Here is a 22,363-nt window from a genome sequence, read left to right on the forward strand (position 1 = left end):
TTTAAAACGAATCGTTAGGTAAATAAAATGTTTCCAATATGTTTCATTGCGTTTTGTGAACTCGATCAGCTATCTAATTATTAGCGGACGCAGTAATTATCCCCAGGACTGCTGGTGGGCCTTTTTTCGCTGCAAGTAATCTTCGTCTGCACGAATTTTATCCCACCACTTTTTGAAGACTGCGGCTGCTTCTGCTTTCACTGGATCGTGATCGAGGGGTTTGACTTGTCGTTCCGCATCATACTTTTTACCGCCCTTATGATTCGCGTATCGCCGGGCGCGGGTATAGCCCATTTGTATGAATTTACGCGCCATATCCATACCTACAAAATCGTTTTTACTGCGGTACTCTTCAAAGAGAGCGTATATCTCTTGTGCCGAACGCGCTGCGACTTCAGAATTTTTAAAACGCCAGTGTGGAAGGATTTCGCTTTTATAAGGCTCGACCATCAATACGCCCTGCTCACCCCGGCCAACCTGATACCGTTCGGGATGTTCGCGAAAATTTATATTTGCAAAATCTTGTTGGTAATCAAAAGGACGAGTCAAAGCGGCACCATTGTTAAAAACGTTTTAACAATTGTAGGCCGGATAAGGGGAAGCCGCCATCCGGCATGTTTTTCCGCGCACAAAGCAAAAAACCCCGCACCTTCCGGTACGGGGTTCTTCCTGATTGATGCCTGGCAGTTCCCTACTCTCACATGGGGAGACCCCACACTACCATCGGCGCTACGGCGTTTCACTTCTGAGTTCGGCATGGGGTCAGGTGGGACCACCGCGCTAAAGCCGCCAGGCAAATTCTGTTAATCTGTATCAGGCTGAAAATCGTGTCTGTCTCTCTTCGCCAAAACAGCTTCGGCGTTGTAAGGTTAAGCCTCACGGTTCATTAGTATCGGTTAGCTCAACGCATCGCTGCGCTTACACACCCGACCTATCAACGTCGTCGTCTTCAACGTTCCTTCAGGAGACTCAAGGTCTCAGGGAGAACTCATCTCGGGGCAAGTTTCGTGCTTAGATGCTTTCAGCACTTATCTTTTCCGCATTTAGCTACCGGGCAGTGCCATTGGCATGACAACCCGAACACCAGTGATGCGTCCACTCCGGTCCTCTCGTACTAGGAGCAGCCCCCCTCAATTCTCCAGCGCCCACGGCAGATAGGGACCGAACTGTCTCACGACGTTCTAAACCCAGCTCGCGTACCACTTTAAATGGCGAACAGCCATACCCTTGGGACCTACTTCAGCCCCAGGATGTGATGAGCCGACATCGAGGTGCCAAACACCGCCGTCGATATGAACTCTTGGGCGGTATCAGCCTGTTATCCCCGGAGTACCTTTTATCCGTTGAGCGATGGCCCTTCCATTCAGAACCACCGGATCACTATGACCTGCTTTCGCACCTGCTCGCGCCGTCACGCTCGCAGTCAAGCTGGCTTATGCCATTGCACTAACCTCCTGATGTCCGACCAGGATTAGCCAACCTTCGTGCTCCTCCGTTACTCTTTGGGAGGAGACCGCCCCAGTCAAACTACCCACCAGACACTGTCCGCAACCCGGATTACGGGTCTACGTTAGAACACCAGCCATTAAAGGGTGGTATTTCAAGGTTGGCTCCACGCAGACTGGCGTCCACGCTTCAAAGCCTCCCACCTATCCTACACATCAAGGACCAGTGTTCAGTGTCAAGCTATAGTAAAGGTTCACGGGGTCTTTCCGTCTTGCCGCGGGTACACTGCATCTTCACAGCGAGTTCAATTTCACTGAGTCTCGGGTGGAGACAGCCTGGCCATCATTACGCCATTCGTGCAGGTCGGAACTTACCCGACAAGGAATTTCGCTACCTTAGGACCGTTATAGTTACGGCCGCCGTTTACCGGGGCTTCGATCAAGAGCTTCGCGTTGCCGCTAACCCCATCAATTAACCTTCCGGCACCGGGCAGGCGTCACACCGTATACGTCCACTTTCGTGTTTGCACAGTGCTGTGTTTTTAATAAACAGTTGCAGCCAGCTGGTATCTTCGACTGATTTCAGCTCCGTCCGCAGGGACTTCACCTACATATCAGCGTGCCTTCTCCCGAAGTTACGGCACCATTTTGCCTAGTTCCTTCACCCGAGTTCTCTCAAGCGCCTTGGTATTCTCTACCTGACCACCTGTGTCGGTTTGGGGTACGATTTCGTGTTACCTGATGCTTAGAGGCTTTTCCTGGAAGCAGGGCATTTATCACTTCAGCACCGTAGTGCCTCGTCATCACACCTCAGCGTTAATAAGGTACCGGATTTACCTGGAACCTCCGCCTACATGCTTAAACCGGGACAACCGTCGCCCGGCTGACATAGCCTTCTCCGTCCCCCCTTCGCAGTAACACCAAGTACAGGAATATTAACCTGTTTCCCATCGACTACGCCTTTCGGCCTCGCCTTAGGGGTCGACTCACCCTGCCCCGATTAACGTTGGACAGGAACCCTTGGTCTTCCGGCGAGCGGGCTTTTCACCCGCTTTATCGTTACTTATGTCAGCATTCGCACTTCTGATACCTCCAGCACCCCTCACAGGACACCTTCAACGGCTTACAGAACGCTCCCCTACCCAACAACGCATAAGCGTCGCTGCCGCAGCTTCGGTGCATGGTTTAGCCCCGTTACATCTTCCGCGCAGGCCGACTCGACCAGTGAGCTATTACGCTTTCTTTAAATGATGGCTGCTTCTAAGCCAACATCCTGGCTGTCTGTGCCTTCCCACATCGTTTCCCACTTAACCATGACTTTGGGACCTTAGCTGGCGGTCTGGGTTGTTTCCCTCTTCACGACGGACGTTAGCACCCGCCGTGTGTCTCCCGTGATAACATTCTTCGGTATTCGTAGTTTGCATCGGGTTGGTAAGCCGGGATGGCCCCCTAGCCGAAACAGTGCTCTACCCCCGAAGATGAGTTCACGAGGCGCTACCTAAATAGCTTTCGGGGAGAACCAGCTATCTCCCGGTTTGATTGGCCTTTCACCCCCAGCCACAGGTCATCCGCTAATTTTTCAACATTAGTCGGTTCGGTCCTCCAGTTAGTGTTACCCAACCTTCAACCTGCCCATGGCTAGATCACCGGGTTTCGGGTCTATACCCTGCAACTTAACGCCCAGTTAAGACTCGGTTTCCCTTCGGCTCCCCTATACGGTTAACCTTGCTACAGAATATAAGTCGCTGACCCATTATACAAAAGGTACGCAGTCACCCCATAAAGAGGCTCCCACTGCTTGTACGTACACGGTTTCAGGTTCTTTTTCACTCCCCTCGCCGGGGTTCTTTTCGCCTTTCCCTCACGGTACTGGTTCACTATCGGTCAGTCAGGAGTATTTAGCCTTGGAGGATGGTCCCCCCATATTCAGACAGGATACCACGTGTCCCGCCCTACTCTTCGAGTTCACAGCATGTGTGCTTTCGTGTACGGGACTATCACCCTGTACCGTCGGACTTTCCAGACCGTTCCACTAACACACAAGCTGATTCAGACTCCGGGCTGCTCCCCGTTCGCTCGCCGCTACTGGGGGAATCTCGGTTGATTTCTTTTCCTCGGGGTACTTAGATGTTTCAGTTCCCCCGGTTCGCCTCGTTAACCTATGTATTCAGTTAACGATAGTGCAACGGATTGCACTGGGTTTCCCCATTCGGACATCGCCGGGTCAAAGGTTCATATCACCTCGCCGGCGCTTTTCGCAGATTAGCACGTCCTTCATCGCCTCTGACTGCCAGGGCATCCACCGTGTACGCTTAGTCGCTTAACCTCACAACCCGAAGATGTTTCACTTCTGATTGCGAAAATTTGAGAGACTCGAACACACCATTAAAGATGTGTCGTTTCAATTTTCAGCTTGATCCAGATTTTTAAAGAGCAAATATCTCAAACATGACTCGCAAGTCAGTTTTGAGATATGACGGCAGGTGACTTTCACTCACGAACCAGCAAGTGGCGTCCCCTAGGGGATTCGAACCCCTGTTACCGCCGTGAAAGGGCGGTGTCCTGGGCCTCTAGACGAAGGGGACGTACAGTCTCAATCGCAAGACGCCTTGCTATTTACTTTTCATCAGACAATCTGTGTGAGCACTACAAAGGCAGGTTCTTTAAGGTAAGGAGGTGATCCAACCGCAGGTTCCCCTACGGTTACCTTGTTACGACTTCACCCCAGTCATGAATCACAAAGTGGTAAGCGCCCTCCCGAAGGTTAAGCTACCTACTTCTTTTGCAACCCACTCCCATGGTGTGACGGGCGGTGTGTACAAGGCCCGGGAACGTATTCACCGTGGCATTCTGATCCACGATTACTAGCGATTCCGACTTCATGGAGTCGAGTTGCAGACTCCAATCCGGACTACGACGCACTTTATGAGGTCCGCTTGCTCTCGCGAGGTCGCTTCTCTTTGTATGCGCCATTGTAGCACGTGTGTAGCCCTACTCGTAAGGGCCATGATGACTTGACGTCATCCCCACCTTCCTCCAGTTTATCACTGGCAGTCTCCTTTGAGTTCCCGGCCTAACCGCTGGCAACAAAGGATAAGGGTTGCGCTCGTTGCGGGACTTAACCCAACATTTCACAACACGAGCTGACGACAGCCATGCAGCACCTGTCTCAGAGTTCCCGAAGGCACCAATCCATCTCTGGAAAGTTCTCTGGATGTCAAGAGTAGGTAAGGTTCTTCGCGTTGCATCGAATTAAACCACATGCTCCACCGCTTGTGCGGGCCCCCGTCAATTCATTTGAGTTTTAACCTTGCGGCCGTACTCCCCAGGCGGTCGACTTAACGCGTTAGCTCCGGAAGCCACGCCTCAAGGGCACAACCTCCAAGTCGACATCGTTTACGGCGTGGACTACCAGGGTATCTAATCCTGTTTGCTCCCCACGCTTTCGCACCTGAGCGTCAGTCTTTGTCCAGGGGGCCGCCTTCGCCACCGGTATTCCTCCAGATCTCTACGCATTTCACCGCTACACCTGGAATTCTACCCCCCTCTACAAGACTCTAGCCTGCCAGTTTCGAATGCAGTTCCCAGGTTGAGCCCGGGGATTTCACATCCGACTTGACAGACCGCCTGCGTGCGCTTTACGCCCAGTAATTCCGATTAACGCTTGCACCCTCCGTATTACCGCGGCTGCTGGCACGGAGTTAGCCGGTGCTTCTTCTGCGGGTAACGTCAATCGACAGGGTTATTAACCCTGTCGCCTTCCTCCCCGCTGAAAGTACTTTACAACCCGAAGGCCTTCTTCATACACGCGGCATGGCTGCATCAGGCTTGCGCCCATTGTGCAATATTCCCCACTGCTGCCTCCCGTAGGAGTCTGGACCGTGTCTCAGTTCCAGTGTGGCTGGTCATCCTCTCAGACCAGCTAGGGATCGTCGCCTAGGTGAGCCGTTACCCCACCTACTAGCTAATCCCATCTGGGCACATCCGATGGCAAGAGGCCCGAAGGTCCCCCTCTTTGGTCTTGCGACGTTATGCGGTATTAGCTACCGTTTCCAGTAGTTATCCCCCTCCATCAGGCAGTTTCCCAGACATTACTCACCCGTCCGCCACTCGTCAGCGAAGCAGCAAGCTGCTTCCTGTTACCGTTCGACTTGCATGTGTTAGGCCTGCCGCCAGCGTTCAATCTGAGCCATGATCAAACTCTTCAATTTAAGTTTGATGCTCGTGAATTAAACTTCGTAATGAATTACGTATGTTCACTCAGAGACTTGGTATTCATTTTTCGTCCGAGGACGTTAAGAATCCATGTCACTTTGAGTGCCCACACAGATTGTCTGATAAATTGTTAAAGAGCAGTGCCGCTACGTTTTCGCTGCGGCGCGGGGTGTGCATATTACGCTTTCCCGCTTCAGAGTCAAGCGTTTATTTTGCTTTTCTCTGCTGACCCGGCGGCTTGCGTGCCGTTGTTCCGTGTCAGTGGAGGCGCATTATAGGGAATTATTCTGAGGCTGCAAGTGCAAAGTGAAAATTATTTACTGACTGCTCACTTTCCAGGCAAAACACATCTCAGACCTTAATTCTTGCCTGGTTTTTAAACAAAAACGAGCCGCAAGCGGCCCGTTTTTGCGTTTTGTGACTTACTGCACTGCCACAATTCGGTCTTCGTTGGCTTCCAGACGGATAACTTTGCCCGGAACCAGCTCCCCGGAAAGGATTTGCTGCGCCAGCGGGTTTTCGATCTGCTGCTGGATTGCACGTTTTAACGGACGCGCGCCATAAACAGGATCGTAACCATTCTCGCTCAGCAGTTTCAGCGCATCATCCGAGATGTGGATTTCATACCCACGCTCTTCCAGACGCTTGTACAGACGCTGCAACTGGATCTGCGCAATCGACGCAATGTGTTTCTCACCCAGCGGATGGAACACGACTACTTCATCAATACGGTTGATGAACTCCGGACGGAAGTTTTGGCTGACCACACCCAGCACCAGATCTTTCATATGGCTGTAATCCAGCTCACCGAAGCGTTCCTGAATCAAATCGGAACCCAGGTTCGAGGTCATGATCACCACCGTGTTACGGAAATCGACCGTTCTTCCCTGCCCGTCCGTCAGGCGTCCATCATCCAGCACCTGCAACAGAATGTTAAACACGTCAGGATGAGCCTTTTCCACTTCATCCAGCAGGATGACGGAATAAGGACGACGACGAACCGCTTCCGTCAGGTAACCGCCCTCTTCATAACCGACATATCCCGGAGGCGCACCGACCAGACGCGAGACAGAGTGTTTCTCCATAAACTCGGACATATCGATACGCACCATCGCGTCATCGCTGTCGAACATAAAGTTAGCCAGCGCTTTACACAGTTCGGTTTTACCGACACCGGTTGGCCCCAGGAACAGGAACGAGCCGATGGGTCGATTCGGATCGGACAGCCCCGCACGGCTACGACGAATGGCGTTAGATACTGCTTCGACCGCTTCGTTCTGGCCAATGACGCGCTGATGCAGATCCTGCTCCATACGCAGCAGTTTTTCGCGTTCACTTTCCATCATGCGAGCTACAGGAATCCCCGTCCAGCGCGCCAGCACTTCGGCAATCTCGGCGTCCGTCACTTTATTACGCAACAGACGCATGGTTTTGCCTTCCGACTGCGTGGCGATCTCAAGCTGTTTTTCCAGCTCAGGGATCTTGCCGTACTGTAGCTCGGACATCCGCGCCAGGTCCCCTACGCGACGCGCCTGCTCAATGGCAATTTTCGCCTGCTCCAGCTCCGCCTTGATTGTCTGGGTGCCAGAGAGGGAGGCTTTCTCTGCTTTCCACTCTTCTTCCAGCTCAGAATACTGACGCTCTTTCTCATCCAGCTCTTCGTTGAGCATATCGAGGCGTTTCTTACTCGCTTCATCAGACTCTTTGTTCAATGCCTGCTGTTCCAGCTTGAGCTGAATAATGCGGCGATCGAGTCGGTCCAGCTCTTCCGGTTTCGAGTCAATCTGCATACGGATGCTGGACGCCGCTTCATCGATAAGGTCGATGGCTTTATCCGGCAACTGACGGTCGGCAATGTAACGATGCGAAAGCGTCGCCGCCGCAACGATGGCCGGGTCAGTGATCTGCACATGATGGTGCAGCTCATAACGCTCTTTCAGACCACGCAAAATCGCGATGGTATCTTCAACGCTTGGTTCTGCGACAAACACCTTCTGGAAGCGTCGCTCCAGCGCGGCATCTTTTTCAATGTACTGACGATACTCGTCCAGCGTAGTGGCACCGACGCAGTGAAGTTCACCACGTGCCAGCGCAGGTTTCAGCATGTTCCCTGCATCCATTGCGCCGTCAGCTTTACCTGCCCCCACCATAGTGTGCAGTTCGTCAATAAACAGGATGACGTTGCCTTCCTGTTTCGCCAGATCGTTCAGCACGCCTTTCAGACGCTCTTCAAATTCACCGCGGTATTTCGCCCCGGCCACCAGCGCGCCCATATCCAGCGCCAGTACGCGACGGCCTTTCAGCCCTTCGGGCACTTCGCCATTAACGATACGCTGCGCCAGCCCTTCAACGATGGCGGTTTTACCGACGCCAGGCTCACCAATCAGCACCGGGTTGTTTTTGGTACGGCGTTGCAGTACCTGAATAGTCCGGCGAATTTCTTCGTCGCGACCGATTACCGGGTCAAGTTTGCCCTGCTCGGCACGTTCGGTCAGATCGACCGTAAATTTTTTCAAAGCCTGACGTTGGTCTTCGGCTCCCTGGTCGTTCACGCTTTCACCTCCGCGCATTTTCTCAATCGCCTGGGTCACATTAGCGGTGGTTGCACCGGCGGATTTCAGCAGGTCGGTTAAGGTACCGCGTGATTCAAGCGCCGCCAGAACAAACAGCTCTGACGAAATAAAGTTGTCCCCACGTTTTTGCGCCAGCTTGTCGCAAAGGTTCAGTACACGCACCAGATCCTGTGACGGCTGTACGTCGCCACCGGTACCTTCTACCTGCGGTAAACGACTCAGCGCCTGATCGATGGCGGTGCGTAACTGGCCGGCATTAATGCCAGCGGACGTTAACAAAGGACGTACCGATCCCCCTTCCTGATTCAGCAAGGCGCTCATTAAATGAAGAGGTTCGATAAATTGGTTGTCGTGCCCCAGTGCGAGGGACTGGGCATCGGCGAGAGCAAGCTGGAATTTATTAGTAAGACGATCCAGACGCATAACTCCTCCCATAACAGGTCAAATTTGCTACTGGAGATTAAATGAGGTCATCCCTCAATTATTCAAGGTTAATAACCTGAATTATGTGAAAAGAAAACGGCGCGTACCGGATCGTCTTGATTCTTTAGGTTATATCAGCCAAATGAAACTTGCCATACGGCCTGTCGTCTTGTCACGGCGCCAGGAGAAAAAATCACCCTTTTCGGTGAATGTACAGCGATCGCCGCCGAAGATCTGGGTCACGCCGACATTATTAAGGCGCTGGCGGGCAAGCTGATAAATATCGGCCAGATATTTATCGCCGGATGCCACAAACGCATTAACCGCCTGAGGATCTTTTTCCATAAAAGCTTGCCGAACCTCAGGCCCCACTTCAAATGCCTGCGGGCCAATCGCCGGGCCAAGCCAGGCGATGAGATTTGCAGAATCGTCCTGGAAGCAGGCAACGGTCTCTTCCAGCACGCCTTCACACAGGCCACGCCAGCCCGCATGCGCTGCTGCAATCTCCGTACCGGCACGGTTACAAAACAACACCGGCAGGCAATCAGCGGTCATCACCGCGCAAACCGTTCCCGGCGTATTGCTGTACGAAGCATCGGCGCGTTTAGACGCATAGGGCTCACCCGTAAGCTTCAGCACCGCTTTACCGTGCACCTGCTCAAGCCAGACCGGTTTTGAAGGAAGGTTTCCCGCAGCAAAGAGGCGTTTACGGTTCTCTTCGACGTGCTCCAGGTTATCGCCACAGTGCGCACCGAGGTTCAAAGACGCCCACGCACCCTGGCTCACGCCACCGATACGGGTCGAGCTACAGGCGGCCACGCCTTCAGGCAGCGGCCACTCCGGGACAATCAGTTTGGTCATAACCAGTCCACGTGATCCTTATGTTCTTCGAAATCTGCGCGCATCGTGTCGATAAGTTCCACCATATCCTGTGGGATAGGCGCATGCCATTCCATCTGAATTCCGGTGATTGGGTGGTAAAGACGTAGCATCGTCGCATGCAGCGCCTGGCGATCGAATTTACGCAGCACGGAGATGAATTCATCCGATGCGCCCTTTGGTGGACGCGGACGACCGCCGTAAACAGGGTCACCCACCAGCGGATGGGTAATATGCGCCATGTGCACGCGGATCTGGTGAGTACGCCCGGTTTCCAGACGCAGACGCAGGCGCGTATGAATACGGAAATGTTCCATGATGCGGTAATGGGTTACCGCCGGTTTACCCATCGGGTGTACGGACATATGCGTACGCTTGGTTGGATGACGACTAATCGGCTCTTCCACCGTGCCGCCAGAGGTCATATGACCAATCGCCACCGCTTCATACTCACGGGTGATTTCGCGCAGCTGCAAAGATTCCACCAGTCGAGTCTGGGCGGGGATCGTCTTCGCCACCACCATCAGACCCGTGGTGTCTTTATCCAGACGGTGAACGATACCGGCACGCGGTACGTCAGCTATCGGCGGGTAATAATGAAGGAGTGCGTTAAGTACCGTACCGTCAGGATTACCCGCGCCTGGATGGACAACAAAGTCACGCGGTTTGTTGATGACCAGAATATCGTCATCTTCGTAGACGATATCCAGCGGGATATCCTGCGGCTCGAAGCGGACTTCCTCTTCGATTTCAGCATTGATGGCGACAGCTTCCCCACCAAACACTTTCTCTTTTGGTTTGTCCCAGATCTTGCCGTTTACCAGCACGCGCTGGTCAAGGATCCATTCTTTTATACGTGAACGCGAATAATCAGGGAACAATTCGGCCAAAGCCTGATCTAAGCGTTGACCGAGCTGATTTTCGGAGACTGTTGCGGTGAGTTCTACTCGTTGTGTCATAAACTGCTTCTTCGTTTAACGTTGGGTTTTACGGCTTTGCCGTTTAATATAGTGTGCTATTGTAGCTGGTCTTAATCGGGAGCAGGAACTGAGTTTCTCCCGGACAAACATTTGAGGAAAGTCAAAACGTCATGACGCGCATGAAATATCTGGTGGCAGCGGCCACGTTGAGCCTGGCTTTGGTGGGCTGCTCCGGTTCGAATGAACAGGTCCCTGACAATCCGCCGAATGAAATCTATGCGACTGCACAACAAAAGTTGCAGGACGGTAACTGGAAACAGGCGATAACGCAACTGGAAGCGTTGGATAATCGCTATCCGTTTGGTCCGTATTCACAGCAGGTACAGTTAGATCTGATCTACGCCTACTATAAAAATGCCGATCTGCCGCTGGCTCAGGCAACGATCGATCGTTTCATGCGTCTGAACCCTACCCATCCTAACATCGATTACGTGATGTACATGCGCGGCCTGACTAACATGGCGCTGGATGACAGTGCATTGCAGGGCTTCTTCGGGGTGGATCGTTCTGACCGTGACCCTCAACATGCGCGTGATGCTTTCAATGACTTCTCCAAACTGGTGCGTAGCTACCCGAACAGCCAGTACATTACCGATGCCACTAAGCGTCTGGTGTTCCTGAAAGATCGTCTGGCGAAATACGAGTACTCCGTCGCGGAATACTACACTCGCCGTGGCGCATGGGTTGCCGTGGTTAACCGTGTAGAAGGCATGCTGCGTGATTATCCAGATACCCAGGCCACGCGTGATGGCCTGAAGCTGATGGAGAATGCGTATCGCCAGATGCAGATGACGGCTCAGGCTGACAAAGTGGCGAAAATCATTGCCGCGAACAGCAGCAACACCTGATACCGCTACAACGCATAACGGCAGCCCGCAGGCTGCCGTTTTTTTATTCTTTCAGACTTACGCTGAAGCGGTTTAGCTTCAACACATCCAGTCAACTATGACCGCAATTGCTGGCTTCGACAAGGTAAATCTCACCTCTTCCTGCCCTGCCTCACAAAAAAGATTCCCTGACAAAAACCGACAAAATAACGTGATCCAAATCACACATTTTGACATTAGGTCGGGTATGCTGGAATCACCAAGACGGAAAGACAAGAGGTAAAATTTATGACAATGAACATTACCAGTAAACAAATGGAAATTACTCCGGCAATCCGCCAGCACGTCGCAGACCGTCTCGCCAAACTGGATAAATGGCAAACACATTTGATTAATCCACATATCATCCTGTCCAAGGAGCCGCAGGGTTTCGTCGCTGATGCAACTATCAATACTCCAAACGGCCATCTGGTCGCCAGCGCTAAACACGAGGATATGTACACCGCAATTAACGATTTGATCAACAAGCTGGAACGGCAGCTCAATAAAGTGCAACACAAAGGTGAAGCCCGTCGCGCCACAACATCGGTGAAAGACGCCAGCTTCGCGGAAGAAGTTGAAGAAGAGTAATCCTTTAAATTGAGTGTACCGACAACGCGCCTTCGGGCGCGTTTTTTATTGACAGGATCAAAACAGTACAGGTACTTTAACCCTATCAATTTCAGGATGACCTAATGAAACAGACGCCGTTTTTCTTCGCATTCTTTTTTACCTTCCCCTGACCGGGAGGCGTTTCGTCGTGTGATAAAGAATGCGAAGACGAACAATAAGGCCTCCCACACCGGGAGGCCTTTTTTATTGATAACGATAAAATGAGACAGACAACACTATGACACCGGAAAACCCGCTCCTGGATTTACGCGTAAAAATCAGTGCACTCGACGAAAAGTTACTGGCCCTGCTGGCAGAACGCCGCGCGCTCGCCATTGAAGTGGGCAAAGCCAAGCTGGATTCTCATCGGCCGGTGCGCGATATCGATCGCGAGCGTGATTTACTGGAACGGTTGATACAGCTCGGCAAAGCGCATCATCTTGATGCCCACTACATCACCCGCCTGTTCCAGCTCATCATTGAAGATTCCGTTCTGACGCAACAGGCCCTGCTCCAGCAGCATCTGAACAAAACCAACCCGCACTCTGCTCGGATCGCTTTCCTCGGCCCGAAAGGTTCTTATTCTCACCTGGCGGCTCGCCAGTACGCAGCCCGTCATTTCGAAGAGTTCATTGAGAGCGGTTGTGCAAAATTTGCAGACATCTTCAACCAGGTCGAAACCGGCCAGGCAGATTACGCCGTGGTGCCTATTGAGAACACCAGTTCCGGCGCCATCAACGATGTTTACGATCTGCTCCAGCACACCAGCCTGTCGCTGGTCGGTGAGCTGACTATTCCTATCGATCACTGCGTGCTGGTCTCTGGCTCAACCGATCTGAGTCAGATCGAAACGGTGTACAGCCACCCGCAGCCGTTCCAGCAGTGCAGCCAGTTCCTGAACCGTTATCCGCACTGGAAAATTGAGTACACCGAAAGCACCTCGGCGGCGATGGAAAAAGTGGCGCAGGCAAACTCTCCTGCCGTCGCGGCACTCGGTAGCGAAGCGGGCGGCGCGCTGTATGGCTTACAGGTGCTGGAACGCAATCTGGCCAACCAGACGCAAAATATCACCCGTTTCGTGGTTCTTGCCCGCAAGGCCATCAACGTGTCGGACCAGGTCCCGGCGAAAACCACCCTGCTGATGGCGACCGGCCAGCAGGCGGGTGCGCTGGTTGAAGCGCTGCTGGTGCTGCGTAATCACAACCTGATCATGACGAAGCTGGAATCCCGCCCAATACATGGCAACCCGTGGGAAGAGATGTTCTATCTCGACGTTCAGGCCAACCTGGAGTCTGCATCCATGCAGAAAGCCCTGCGCGAACTGGGCGAGATCACACGCTCCATGAAAGTACTGGGCTGCTATCCGAGCGAAAACGTGGTCCCGGTCGATCCGGCTTAATGTTCGATAAAGCGGCTTTTCTTCATCCCTGCCACATTTACAGGCAGGGTGAAGATGGCACCGGAAAGCGGGTATTTCGCCAGCTCCTCCGCCTCCATATTTTCCCGCGTGGTGGTGATAAACAGCGTTTTCATATCGTCGCCGCCAAAGCAGACCATTGTCGGGCAGCGTACCGGCAGCCGGTATTCTTCCAGCTGTACGCCTTGCGGTGAAAACCGTGCGATACGCCAGCCGTCAAACAGTGCGCTCCAGTAGCAGCCTTCCTCATCCATTGCCGCTCCGTCGGGTATACCGTCTCCCTCACTAAAACGGCGAAACTCTTCGCGCTTACCGGGTTCCCCCTGCTCATCAAGCGGCGTACGGTAAATCACACCGTTCGGCGTATCAGAAGTAAACATCCACCGTTTGTCAGGACTAAACGCTAAACCGTTATGCCCCTGAATATCGCACTGGATCACTTTCGGTGTCAGGTCGTTGTCGATACGCATCAACATGGCGCCGTTATAATCTCCCGGCCCCCAGAACGTGCCCGCATAAAACCGTCCCTGATGGTCGGTGCCTCCATCGTTAAAGCGTGCAAGCTGCGGGTTGGACGGGTTATCGCAAACCTTACGCTGGAGCAGGCCGTGTTTATCGGTCAGCCAGATGGCGTTTCGCATCGCGACGATAAATCCGCCGCGTTCACGCAGGGCAAAACACCCAACTTCTTCATGGAATGAGAGCACCGAGTGTTCCGCGGTGGGCAGATGGTACCGATGAATCTCCCCTTCCAGAATATCCGCCCAGTAGAGCGCCTTCTCTTCAGCACTCCACGTCGGGCATTCGGGCAGATGCCCGGTATAGTTCAACAGCAGCTGCGGTTCAGCCATGACAATTCCCCAAAATGAAAAAAGCCAGCAATGCTGGCTTTTAGTATATACATCATCAGATTACTGGCGACTGTCATTTGCCTGGCGCAACAGCGTGCGGCTTTCACTCTGGAATCGCGTGGCGTAATCACCGAACCAGTGCTCCACTTTACGGAAACTGTCGATAAACGCTTGTTTATCGCCGTGTTCCAGCAAGGTGATCGCTTCGCCAAAACGCTGATAGTAGCGCTTGATCAGCGCCAGGTTATTTTCAGACGACATGATGATGTCGGCGTAAAGCTGTGGATCCTGGGCAAACAGTCGCCCGACCATCGCCAGCTCCAGACGATAGATTGGCGAGGAAAGCGCCAGCAATTGTTCAAGCTGAACGTTCTCTTCCGCCAGGTGCAGACCATAGGCGAAGGTTGCAAAGTGGCGCAGCGCCTGAATAAACGCCATGTTCTGATCGTGCTCAACCGCACTGATACGGTGCAAACGTGCCCCCCAGACCTGAATCTGTTCCAGGAACCACTGATACGCTTCCGGCTGACGACCGTCGCAGTAAACCACTACCTGCTTCGCCAGGCTGCCGCTGTCCGGGCCAAACATCGGGTGTAACCCAAGCACGGGCCCGGTGTGCGCCGCCAGCATTGCCTGTAGAGGGCCATTTTTAACGGACGCCAGATCCACCAGAATGCAATCTTCCGGCAGCGGAGGAAGTTTCGCGATAATCTGCTCCGTCACATGAATCGGTACGCTGACGATAACCATTCCGGCATCCTTCATGAGTTCCGGCGCATGCGGCCAGTCCTCTTTTTCCAGGATGCGCACCTGATAGCCAGAAAGCGTCAGCATTTTTTCAAACAGACGCCCCATCTGGCCGCCGCCACCGACAATCACCACCGGACGCAGCGACGGACAGAGAGTTTTGAAGCCCTTGTCGTTTTCGCTGGAATAGGATTCCCGCATCACACGACGCAGGACATCTTCAATTAAGTCCGGTGAAACGCCCAGCGCCTGTGCCTCTTTACGGCGGGAGGCGAGCATAGAGGCCTCACGCTCCGGAACGTAAATTGGCAGGCCGTATTTGCTTTTAACTTCGCCGACCTCAGCAACCAGTGCCATGCGGCGCGCCAGCAGGTCCAGCAACGCCTTATCCACTTCATCAATTTGATCGCGTAATGCGGTCAATTCAGCAACCATAACTATCCTCTTATGCCAGACGCGTCGCCAGCTGGCCGTTCAAATCTTTGTGGATCTCACGCAGTAGCGCATCAGTGGTTTCCCAGCTGATGCAAGCATCCGTGACCGAGACGCCGGGCTTCATCGCGCTACGCGGCTGTTCCGATGACTGATTGCCTTCATGAATATTACTTTCAATCATCAGGCCGATAATTGAACGGTTACCATCTTTAATCTGTGCAATCACAGATTCTGCAACCGCAGGCTGGCGACGGTAATCTTTATTCGAATTACCATGACTGCAATCTACCATCAGCGCCGGACGCAGTCCCGCCTGTTCCATCTCTTTTTCACACTGCGCGACATCCGCCGGGCTGTAGTTTGGCGCTTTACCACCGCGCAGGATCACATGCCCGTCCGGATTGCCCTGCGTTTGCAGCAGGCATACCTGGCCCGCCTGGTTGATCCCGACAAAACGATGGGGCATAGCGGCGGCGCGCATGGCGTTAATCGCCGTGGCCAGACTGCCGTCGGTACCGTTTTTAAAACCAACCGGCATAGACAGGCCAGACGCCATCTCGCGGTGGGTTTGTGACTCGGTGGTGCGCGCCCCAATCGCAGACCAGCTAAACAGATCGCCGAGGTACTGCGGGCTGTTCGGATCCAGCGCTTCGGTTGCCAGCGGCAGCCCCATGCTGACCAGCTCCACAAGCAGGCGACGCGCAATCTTCAGGCCCGCTTCCACATCAAACGAGCCATCCATGTGCGGATCGTTAATCAACCCTTTCCAGCCAACCGTTGTACGTGGCTTTTCAAAATAGACGCGCATCACCAGATAGAGGCTATCGCTGACCTCCTCCGCTAATGCTTTAAATCGACGAGCGTACTCAATGGCGGTTTCAGGATCGTGAATGGAGCAAGGACCACATACCACCAGCAGGCGCGGATCGCGGCCTGCGATAATGTCAGAAATGGTCTGGCGAGAGTGCTCAATCTGAGCTTCCTGCGCGACGCTCAGCGGGAATTCCGCCTTCAGTTGATCCGGGGTGATTAACACCTGTTCGTCAGTGATATGTACGTTGTTCAGCGCGTCTTTTTGCATGATTGCGATCCTGTAAAACTCGTTTGCGATAGTGGTTTTCCTCGAAGAGGTGACACAACGATAACACATCAAGTAAAGATTTCAATCCAAAATACGTACAGATTATTTTACAGCAGCCATTTTAATGCCAAATTACAGGTTAAAATCGTAAACATAAAATTACACATACGCTTTTAACGCCAGTCTACGCTCACACCAGGCACGCTATCCCGGCGCTGGCCGTTAGCTTAATTATCCTCGGGTGAATTGAGGGAAAGTTGCGTGGCTACATAAATTCTGGCAATAAAAAATGAATAAAAGTATGAATTTCAGCAGACTTAATTGAGCCTGTCTAAATTACTTTGAATATCGTGCTCTGTAAGATTTAGCTTAGGTCAAGACAGGGATATTTCTGACATAATGACGGCTTTGAGAAAGAATGGTATTCTGCCGGAAATTCATAAGGGCATCTATTTCCGGGGCGGTTTGGCGGATTCTGATGAGAAATACATTCTTGATCGCTTTGCTTCACCTCCCCCTGGCGCTAATGCTGTTCATTTTGGTGAGCCCTGCAAGGGCAGGCTCGCTCACGGAAACGGATAAATCGGTACGTTCGATTGTTTCTGGTATTGTAAGCTACACCCGATGGCCAGCACTTTCCGGCCAGCCTAAGCTCTGTATTTATGCCTCTTCCCGTTACAGACAGGCGCTCAGCAGTGAAGATGTAAATAACCCGTTGCCCTATAGTCCTGTCATTGTGCATAGCGATCGGGAAGCACTCACAGCAAGGTGCGATGCCCTCTATTTCGGGAGCGAATCACCGGCAAAACAACAGGAAATAATAAATCACTATCAGGGCCAGGCGTTGCTATTAATGTCAGAGCAAAATCCTGAATGCGTTATTGGCAGCGCATTTTGTCTGATAATAGAGCACAACAAGGTCAGGTTTTCCGTAAATCTGGATGCGCTGACGCGCAGTGGCGTAAGAGTCAATCCGGATGTATTAATGCTCGCACGGAATAAGAAGCATGAATAAGGAAGTCACACCAACACCGCGTCCGACGTTTAAAAGAACGTTGCGGCGAATCAGCATGATAAGCGTCATTATTACGATGACGTTTATATGGTTGCTGCTGTGTTTCGCTTCCGTGGTGACATTAAAGCAATACGCGCAAAAAAACCTCGAACTCACCGGCGCCACCATGAGCCACAGCCTTGAGGCCTCTCTGGTGTTCAACGATGCCGTGGCGGCAAATGAAACGCTGGCGACCCTCGGCAAGCAGGGGCAATTTGCCGTGGCGGAAGTGCTTAATGCACATCATAAACGGTTTGCCTGGTGGTCGTGGAACCCGGCGGATAATACCGACACGCTGGGCGCGCTGGTCAACCGGTGGTTGTTCCCTGTTCCTGTCGCACAGCCCATCATACATAACGGTAATGTGATTGGCGAAATTCGTCTGACCGCACGAGACAGCCTGATTAGCCACTTTATCTGGCTCTCATTTGCGGTCCTCACCGGCTGCATTCTTTTTGCCTCTGCCGTCGCATTGACCATCACCCGCTCGCTACATCATGGCATGGTTGTTGAAATGCAAAACATCACTGACGTTGTGCATGACGTCCGTACCAACCGCAACTTCTCTCGCCGGGTAACGGAAGGCCGCATCGAAGAGTTCCACCAGTTTGGTGAAGACTTCAACAGCCTGCTGGATGAAATGGAAGAGTGGCAGCTCAAGCTACAGGCGAAAAACGCTCAACTGTTGCGTACCGCCATGCACGATCCGCTCACGGGGCTTGCAAACCGCGCCGCGTTTCGCAACAACATTGCGGCCTTAATGAATGACGCTTCGGCAAAGACCAATTCTGCCCTGCTCTTCCTGGACGGTGATAACTTCAAGTTTATTAACGACACCTGGGGCCATGCCGCGGGCGACTGCGTACTGATCGAAGCCGCAAAAAGGATGGTCGAATTTGGCGAAAAACGTCATCAGTCTTACCGTCTTGGCGGCGACGAGTTTGCCATGATCCTTTATGGCGTCCACACCGCGCGTGAGGTCGAATATATTTGCGCTGCGCTGTCGCAGCAATTTATCCGTCCGTTTGATCTGCATAACGGACACACAGCATCAATGTCACTCAGCATTGGCTTTGCTCTGGCGTGGGAAAATGCCTCCGTCGAGGCATTACTGGAGCAAGCCGATCGCAATATGTACCTGGTCAAAAACCAGCGTTCGAAAACAATACCCTGAAAGGAAGACGATATGTTGAAGCGATACTTCGCGCCGTTGTTACTGGCATCTCTGGTTATGTCCGGGTGCCAGACGCCGGAGGGTAAATTCACACCAGAGCAAATCGCGGTCATGAAGTCCTACGGCTTTAACGAACTGAATGGCGACTGGTCCCTGGGCCTGTCGGATAAGATCCTGTTTGATAAAAATGACGCCAGACTGCGTCCGGAAAGTGAAACGCAGATCCAGACTATGGCCTCACGTCTGGCGGCAATCGGTCTGAATCACGCCCGGATGGACGGCCATACGGATAACTATGGCGAAGAGAGCTACAACGAAGCGCTTTCGTTAAAACGTGCCAATGTTGTAGCGGATGCCTGGGCGAAGGGCGCGAACATCCCGCGCAGCAACCTCACTACGCGGGGTTTAGGCAAAAAATACCCTCTCAGCAGCAACCGTACTGCGCAAGGGCGCGCTGAAAACCGCCGTGTTGCGGTAGTTATCAGCACGCCTTAAGGCTATTTAGCGGATGTGCCGGCGAGCGACACGCCTGAAGCCGCTCGCCAGCGCAGCCAGTCAATCACGATAAATACCGCCAGACTGACGCCCATTACCGGCAACGCCAGCCCCAGCAGGAGGCTTATCATGAACGTCACTCCCCTTCCCCACAGCGGCAATGCCAGCCAGCTTTGACAGAGCGTCTGTACCGGGTTCGCGGCTGACATCGCAGGACGACGCATCCACCACATCCGGTATCCCCAGATAATCAGCACGCACAGCGCAACGCCAAACGCGATGAGCAGCAGCTGATTTGCCAGACCAAACAGGATCCCCATATGGAAATCCACGCCCCAGCGGGTGAGTTTAGCCATCAGCGGGAAATCCCCAAAGCGAGTCCTGTCCAGCACCTTCAGAGAGTGGGGGTCCACGGCAACGGCATCAACCTGCGTCGGCCAGCGGCGATCGATTTCCGTCACCGTCCAGGCCTGGTCGACCCTGCTTGCCGGACGGATCTCAACGTTGTTCGCATCAATTCCTGACTGGCGGGCGGCCTGCAATACGCTGTCAAAAAGCGACAGTACAACAGGCATTTCAGGCATCGACATTCCGCCTTGATGACCACGATGTTCGGCGTGTTCATCCATGATTTCCGGCGCACCGGAAAGGGTGGTGTTTACCTGCGGCGTCAGCCAGTTCATCTCTGCACGCAGCTTATCGACGTTGCCACCGGCCCATTGTGACCAGGTTAACCCGGTGACTGAGAACAGCAGCATTCCCGCCAGTAAGGTCCAGCCTAAGATCACATGCAGGCGACGACGATTCTGGAAACGATTGTTAATACGGCGCTTCGGTCGGGTATAGAACCACAGCGCGATCCCGCCCAGGGCAGCAACCCACATCCACGAGGCGGCTAACTCGCTATAGAGGCGCCCGAGGTTGCCCAGCATCAGCGAGGTATGCAGATAATCGATAGTCTGACGCAGCGGTAAAATCCCGCTGGTGCCGTACACAGTCATATCCCCTCGAACCTCAAGGCTGGCGGGATCAATAAAAATAGCCCGATGCTCGGAGGGACCCAGCGCCGGGTCGGCAAACATCACGCGGGTCGTTTCGCCCTCTTCCAGCCCCGGACGAACGGCATGCAGACGCAGGTCTGATTCTACGGCCTTTTCGGCCGCGGCAATTTGTGCAGCAAGAGGCTGCGCCTCACCCACGGCATCCGTGTGGAGTGCATGATGGTACAGCGCATTTTCAAGCTGCGGCGTGGCGACATACAGCGTACCGGTCAGCGCTGCGAAGAAAATAAACGGACCAACAAACAGCCCGATATAGTAATGGAGGCGACGCAGCAGGTTTCCCCATGCCGCGCGCGGAGTGCAGGTAGTCATACTTTTCCTTTTTAAGGCAAAAAGTGAGTGATTTTGTTTTAAAGGGAGAAAGCAGACCGACGCGGCGGCGCGCGGGTATCGGGGTAAAGCCAGGGGAAAAAGTGCCAGTGGCTGACCGCCTGACGAGGCGGCTTCATGCGCAGCCGCTGCAACACCACGCTGAGCAGAACGATAAGCGCCAGCATCACGCCCGGCACATGCGCTAACAGCACGCAGTAGCCGCAGGCTTCCGCATGGTCAACTGGCATGGAATGCGGCATATCCCCATGATGCTCGTCCATCGACATCATGCTCATGTCATGGTGCATGCCCGGCATGGCGCTCATGGGATCTTTTTGCAGCGAGACGGAGATCAGCGGCGCCACGACGATCAGCAGGATCGCAAACAGCGCGGTCAATGCCGCTGCGCGTTTCCAGCTATGCTGATGCAGTACGTTATCCACTTACCCTCCACCCAAGAAGCGAACATTGTAAATGATTTATGACGGAAGGGTTAACGCGAGAGTTGCGATGAGATAAAAAAAGGGCCAGCCTTTCGGCCAGCCCTTTCTGACAGGATGTCGCTTAAGCGAATCTTAGTTCAGACGCTCTTTAATACGAGCAGACTTACCAGTACGCTCACGCAGGTAGTACAGTTTAGCTTTACGTACAGCACCACGACGTTTAACAGCAATGCTGTCAACTACCGGAGAGTGAGTCTGGAAGACACGCTCAACGCCTTCGCCGTTGGAAATTTTACGAACAGTGAATGCAGAGTGCAGACCGCGGTTACGAATAGCGATAACCACGCCCTCGAATGCCTGCAGACGTTTTTTGGAACCTTCAACAACCCATACTTTCACTTCCACGGTGTCACCTGGACGGAAGGAAGGTACGTCCTGCTTCATCTGCTCTTGTTCAAGTTGCTTAATAATGTTGCTCATAATTTAATCTCTTATCCTGGGTAAACTGATATTCGGGAGCGTATTACGCTTTCCCATCATGTTCATGCTGCTGGTGCGCGTGTTCGGTTTTGAACTCGGCCAGCAACTTTGCTTGCTCTTCAGTCAGAGCCAGGTTTTCCAGAAGTTCAGGTCTTCTAAGCCAGGTCCGGCCCAGCGACTGCTTCAAACGCCAGCGACGTATCTCGGCATGGTTTCCAGACAGTAACACTGCCGGGACTTCCATCCCTTCTAACACTTCAGGACGAGTATAGTGTGGACAGTCCAGCAATCCATCGGCAAAGGAATCTTCCGTTGCCGAAGCTTCATGGCCCAGAACCCCCGGAATAAACCGGGCGACGGAGTCAATCAGCGTCATTGCTGGTAGCTCACCACCGCTGAGAACGTAATCGCCGATAGACCATTCTTCGTCAATCTCGGTTTGAATTACGCGCTCATCTATCCCTTCGTAGCGACCACAGACCAGAATCAGCTTTTGATTCGTCGCCAGTTCGCTCACGCCCGCTTGATCAAGCTTGCGTCCCTGAGGTGACAGATAAATCACCTTCGCGCCTTCACCTGCCGCGGCTTTTGCTGTGTGAATGGCGTCCCGTAAGGGTTGCACCATCATCAACATCCCCGGTCCGCCGCCGTAAGGACGATCGTCCACGGTACGGTGCCGGTCATGCGTGAAGTCACGAGGACTCCAGCTCTGGATGCTCAGCAGGCCATTCTTTACTGCCCGGCCAGTTACCCCGTAATCGGTAATCGCGCGGAACATTTCAGGAAACAGGCTAATTATGCCAATCCACATAGCGCCGTC

18 protein-coding genes, 1 tRNA gene, 3 rRNA genes and 1 other annotated feature are annotated in these 22,363 nt (G+C 53.2%); of the genes, 7 read left to right on the forward strand and 15 right to left on the reverse strand.

The genetic code is table 11. The features are described from left to right. Positions 1–96 precede the first annotated feature (96 nt). The 8 genes from HWQ15_RS02360 to rluD all read right to left on the reverse strand — a co-directional run bounded on the left by HWQ15_RS02360 (position 97) and on the right by rluD (position 10,494). Positions 97–549: a DUF4385 domain-containing protein gene (locus tag HWQ15_RS02360; RefSeq protein WP_032622345.1), complete on the reverse strand. Its 453-nt coding sequence runs from the start codon at positions 547–549 to the stop codon at positions 97–99. 129 nt (positions 550–678) lie between these two features. Beyond that, a 5S ribosomal RNA gene (gene rrf, locus HWQ15_RS02365) occupies positions 679–794 on the reverse strand. 71 nt (positions 795–865) lie between these two features. Next, positions 866–3,771: ribosomal RNA gene (locus HWQ15_RS02370) — 23S ribosomal RNA — on the reverse strand. A 183-nt stretch (positions 3,772–3,954) separates the two neighbouring features. Further along, positions 3,955–4,030: transfer RNA gene (locus tag HWQ15_RS02375), tRNA-Glu, on the reverse strand. Positions 4,031–4,114: 84 nt separating this feature from the next. Continuing rightward, positions 4,115–5,656, reverse strand: a 16S ribosomal RNA gene (locus tag HWQ15_RS02380). Together the 16S, 23S and 5S rRNA genes with 1 tRNA gene alongside form the textbook arrangement of a ribosomal RNA operon. Before the next feature lie 426 nt (positions 5,657–6,082). Then, a complete protein-coding gene (gene clpB, locus HWQ15_RS02385; RefSeq protein ID WP_045308384.1) occupies positions 6,083–8,656 on the reverse strand; it encodes an ATP-dependent chaperone ClpB in 2,574 nt (857 codons plus the stop codon). Positions 8,657–8,785: 129 nt separating this feature from the next. Further along, positions 8,786–9,517, reverse strand: coding sequence for a purine nucleoside phosphorylase YfiH (gene yfiH, locus HWQ15_RS02390; protein ID WP_023298396.1), 732 nt, complete (start codon positions 9,515–9,517; stop codon positions 8,786–8,788). After that, on the reverse strand, positions 9,514–10,494 hold the full coding sequence (gene rluD / locus HWQ15_RS02395) for a 23S rRNA pseudouridine(1911/1915/1917) synthase RluD (RefSeq protein ID WP_176587373.1): 981 nt from the start codon (positions 10,492–10,494) through the stop codon (positions 9,514–9,516). Before rluD ends, yfiH begins: the two co-directional genes overlap by 4 nt. 131 nt (positions 10,495–10,625) lie before the next feature. On the opposite strand from rluD, the gene bamD reads away from it, so the two are divergent. The 4 genes from bamD to pheA all read left to right on the forward strand — a co-directional run bounded on the left by bamD (position 10,626) and on the right by pheA (position 13,392). Beyond that, complete coding sequence (gene bamD, locus HWQ15_RS02400) at positions 10,626–11,363, forward strand: outer membrane protein assembly factor BamD (RefSeq protein WP_003863164.1); 738 nt, start codon at positions 10,626–10,628, stop codon at positions 11,361–11,363. Positions 11,364–11,630: 267 nt separating this feature from the next. Beyond that, positions 11,631–11,972 carry a ribosome-associated translation inhibitor RaiA gene (gene raiA / locus HWQ15_RS02405; protein WP_006811628.1) on the forward strand — a complete coding sequence of 114 codons (342 nt, stop codon included), beginning with the start codon at positions 11,631–11,633 and terminating at the stop codon, positions 11,970–11,972. Positions 11,973–12,075: 103 nt separating this feature from the next. Next, positions 12,076–12,201, forward strand: a sequence feature (Phe leader region). Then, positions 12,077–12,124 carry a pheA operon leader peptide PheL gene (pheL, locus tag HWQ15_RS02410; protein ID WP_100229775.1) on the forward strand — a complete coding sequence of 16 codons (48 nt, stop codon included), beginning with the start codon at positions 12,077–12,079 and terminating at the stop codon, positions 12,122–12,124. It overlaps the preceding feature by 48 nt. 30 nt (positions 12,202–12,231) lie before the next feature. Beyond that, positions 12,232–13,392 carry a bifunctional chorismate mutase/prephenate dehydratase gene (gene pheA / locus HWQ15_RS02415; RefSeq protein ID WP_023306733.1) on the forward strand — a complete coding sequence of 387 codons (1,161 nt, stop codon included), beginning with the start codon at positions 12,232–12,234 and terminating at the stop codon, positions 13,390–13,392. Here pheA and HWQ15_RS02420 read toward each other — a convergent pair. Genes HWQ15_RS02420 through aroF form a run of 3 tightly spaced genes read right to left on the reverse strand, consistent with a single transcriptional unit; the run spans position 13,389 to position 16,524 of the window. After that, positions 13,389–14,261 carry an SMP-30/gluconolactonase/LRE family protein gene (locus tag HWQ15_RS02420; protein ID WP_063148614.1) on the reverse strand — a complete coding sequence of 291 codons (873 nt, stop codon included), beginning with the start codon at positions 14,259–14,261 and terminating at the stop codon, positions 13,389–13,391. The two genes, pheA and HWQ15_RS02420, sit on opposite strands and share 4 nt — an antisense overlap. Positions 14,262–14,321: 60 nt before the next feature. Further along, a complete protein-coding gene (gene tyrA / locus HWQ15_RS02425; RefSeq protein ID WP_022649060.1) occupies positions 14,322–15,443 on the reverse strand; it encodes a bifunctional chorismate mutase/prephenate dehydrogenase in 1,122 nt (373 codons plus the stop codon). Positions 15,444–15,453: 10 nt separating this feature from the next. Then, on the reverse strand, positions 15,454–16,524 hold the full coding sequence (gene aroF, locus HWQ15_RS02430; RefSeq protein WP_006811632.1) for a 3-deoxy-7-phosphoheptulonate synthase AroF: 1,071 nt from the start codon (positions 16,522–16,524) through the stop codon (positions 15,454–15,456). 478 nt (positions 16,525–17,002) lie between these two features. On the opposite strand from aroF, the gene HWQ15_RS02435 reads away from it, so the two are divergent. The 3 genes from HWQ15_RS02435 to HWQ15_RS02445 are packed head-to-tail and all read left to right on the forward strand — an operon-like array spanning position 17,003 to position 19,247. Next, positions 17,003–17,539 carry a YfiR family protein gene (locus HWQ15_RS02435; RefSeq protein ID WP_063148716.1) on the forward strand — a complete coding sequence of 179 codons (537 nt, stop codon included), beginning with the start codon at positions 17,003–17,005 and terminating at the stop codon, positions 17,537–17,539. Next, positions 17,532–18,752: a diguanylate cyclase DgcN gene (gene dgcN / locus HWQ15_RS02440; RefSeq protein ID WP_045308387.1), complete on the forward strand. Its 1,221-nt coding sequence runs from the start codon at positions 17,532–17,534 to the stop codon at positions 18,750–18,752. The genes HWQ15_RS02435 and dgcN overlap by 8 nt, the downstream gene beginning before the upstream one ends. Before the next feature lie 12 nt (positions 18,753–18,764). Beyond that, positions 18,765–19,247: an OmpA family protein gene (locus HWQ15_RS02445; protein ID WP_063148615.1), complete on the forward strand. Its 483-nt coding sequence runs from the start codon at positions 18,765–18,767 to the stop codon at positions 19,245–19,247. Between the two features lie 2 nt (positions 19,248–19,249). Here the strand turns inward: HWQ15_RS02445 and HWQ15_RS02450 are convergent, their stop codons facing one another. From HWQ15_RS02450 to trmD, 4 genes are all read right to left on the reverse strand, one after another. After that, positions 19,250–20,620 (reverse strand): PepSY domain-containing protein, encoded by a 1,371-nt coding sequence (locus HWQ15_RS02450; RefSeq protein ID WP_063215938.1) that lies wholly within the window; start codon positions 20,618–20,620, stop codon positions 19,250–19,252. A 38-nt stretch (positions 20,621–20,658) separates the two neighbouring features. Continuing rightward, entirely contained in the window at positions 20,659–21,063 is a 405-nt protein-coding gene (locus tag HWQ15_RS02455; RefSeq protein WP_022649065.1) for a DUF2946 domain-containing protein, read from the reverse strand. Positions 21,064–21,195: 132 nt separating this feature from the next. Then, positions 21,196–21,543 (reverse strand): 50S ribosomal protein L19, encoded by a 348-nt coding sequence (rplS, locus tag HWQ15_RS02460; RefSeq protein ID WP_002914145.1) that lies wholly within the window; start codon positions 21,541–21,543, stop codon positions 21,196–21,198. A gap of 43 nt (positions 21,544–21,586) precedes the next feature. Beyond that, positions 21,587–22,354: a tRNA (guanosine(37)-N1)-methyltransferase TrmD gene (gene trmD, locus HWQ15_RS02465; protein WP_003863138.1), complete on the reverse strand. Its 768-nt coding sequence runs from the start codon at positions 22,352–22,354 to the stop codon at positions 21,587–21,589. Positions 22,355–22,363: the final 9 nt, after the last annotated feature.

Origin of the sequence: Enterobacter sp. DSM 30060 (assembly GCF_013375955.1) — a bacterium.
Classification (GTDB): domain Bacteria; phylum Pseudomonadota; class Gammaproteobacteria; order Enterobacterales; family Enterobacteriaceae; genus Enterobacter; species Enterobacter intestinihominis.

Bases quoted from the DNA above. Each gene is read 5' to 3' on its own strand.
- clpB (WP_045308384.1), bottom strand. From the start codon at position 8,656: ATGCGTCTGGATCGTCTTACTAATAAATTCCAGCTTGCTCTCGCCGAT.
- yfiH (WP_023298396.1), bottom strand. From the start codon at position 9,517: ATGACCAAACTGATTGTCCCGGAGTGGCCGCTGCCTGAAGGCGTGGCC.
- rluD (WP_176587373.1), bottom strand. From the start codon at position 10,494: ATGACACAACGAGTAGAACTCACCGCAACAGTCTCCGAAAATCAGCTC.
- bamD (WP_003863164.1), top strand. From the start codon at position 10,626: ATGACGCGCATGAAATATCTGGTGGCAGCGGCCACGTTGAGCCTGGCT.
- raiA (WP_006811628.1), top strand. From the start codon at position 11,631: ATGACAATGAACATTACCAGTAAACAAATGGAAATTACTCCGGCAATC.
- pheA (WP_023306733.1), top strand. From the start codon at position 12,232: ATGACACCGGAAAACCCGCTCCTGGATTTACGCGTAAAAATCAGTGCA.
- HWQ15_RS02420 (WP_063148614.1), bottom strand. From the start codon at position 14,261: ATGGCTGAACCGCAGCTGCTGTTGAACTATACCGGGCATCTGCCCGAA.
- tyrA (WP_022649060.1), bottom strand. From the start codon at position 15,443: ATGGTTGCTGAATTGACCGCATTACGCGATCAAATTGATGAAGTGGAT.
- aroF (WP_006811632.1), bottom strand. From the start codon at position 16,524: ATGCAAAAAGACGCGCTGAACAACGTACATATCACTGACGAACAGGTG.
- HWQ15_RS02435 (WP_063148716.1), top strand. From the start codon at position 17,003: ATGAGAAATACATTCTTGATCGCTTTGCTTCACCTCCCCCTGGCGCTA.
- dgcN (WP_045308387.1), top strand. From the start codon at position 17,532: ATGAATAAGGAAGTCACACCAACACCGCGTCCGACGTTTAAAAGAACG.
- HWQ15_RS02445 (WP_063148615.1), top strand. From the start codon at position 18,765: ATGTTGAAGCGATACTTCGCGCCGTTGTTACTGGCATCTCTGGTTATG.
- HWQ15_RS02450 (WP_063215938.1), bottom strand. From the start codon at position 20,620: ATGACTACCTGCACTCCGCGCGCGGCATGGGGAAACCTGCTGCGTCGC.
- rplS (WP_002914145.1), bottom strand. From the start codon at position 21,543: ATGAGCAACATTATTAAGCAACTTGAACAAGAGCAGATGAAGCAGGAC.
- trmD (WP_003863138.1), bottom strand. From the start codon at position 22,354: ATGTGGATTGGCATAATTAGCCTGTTTCCTGAAATGTTCCGCGCGATT.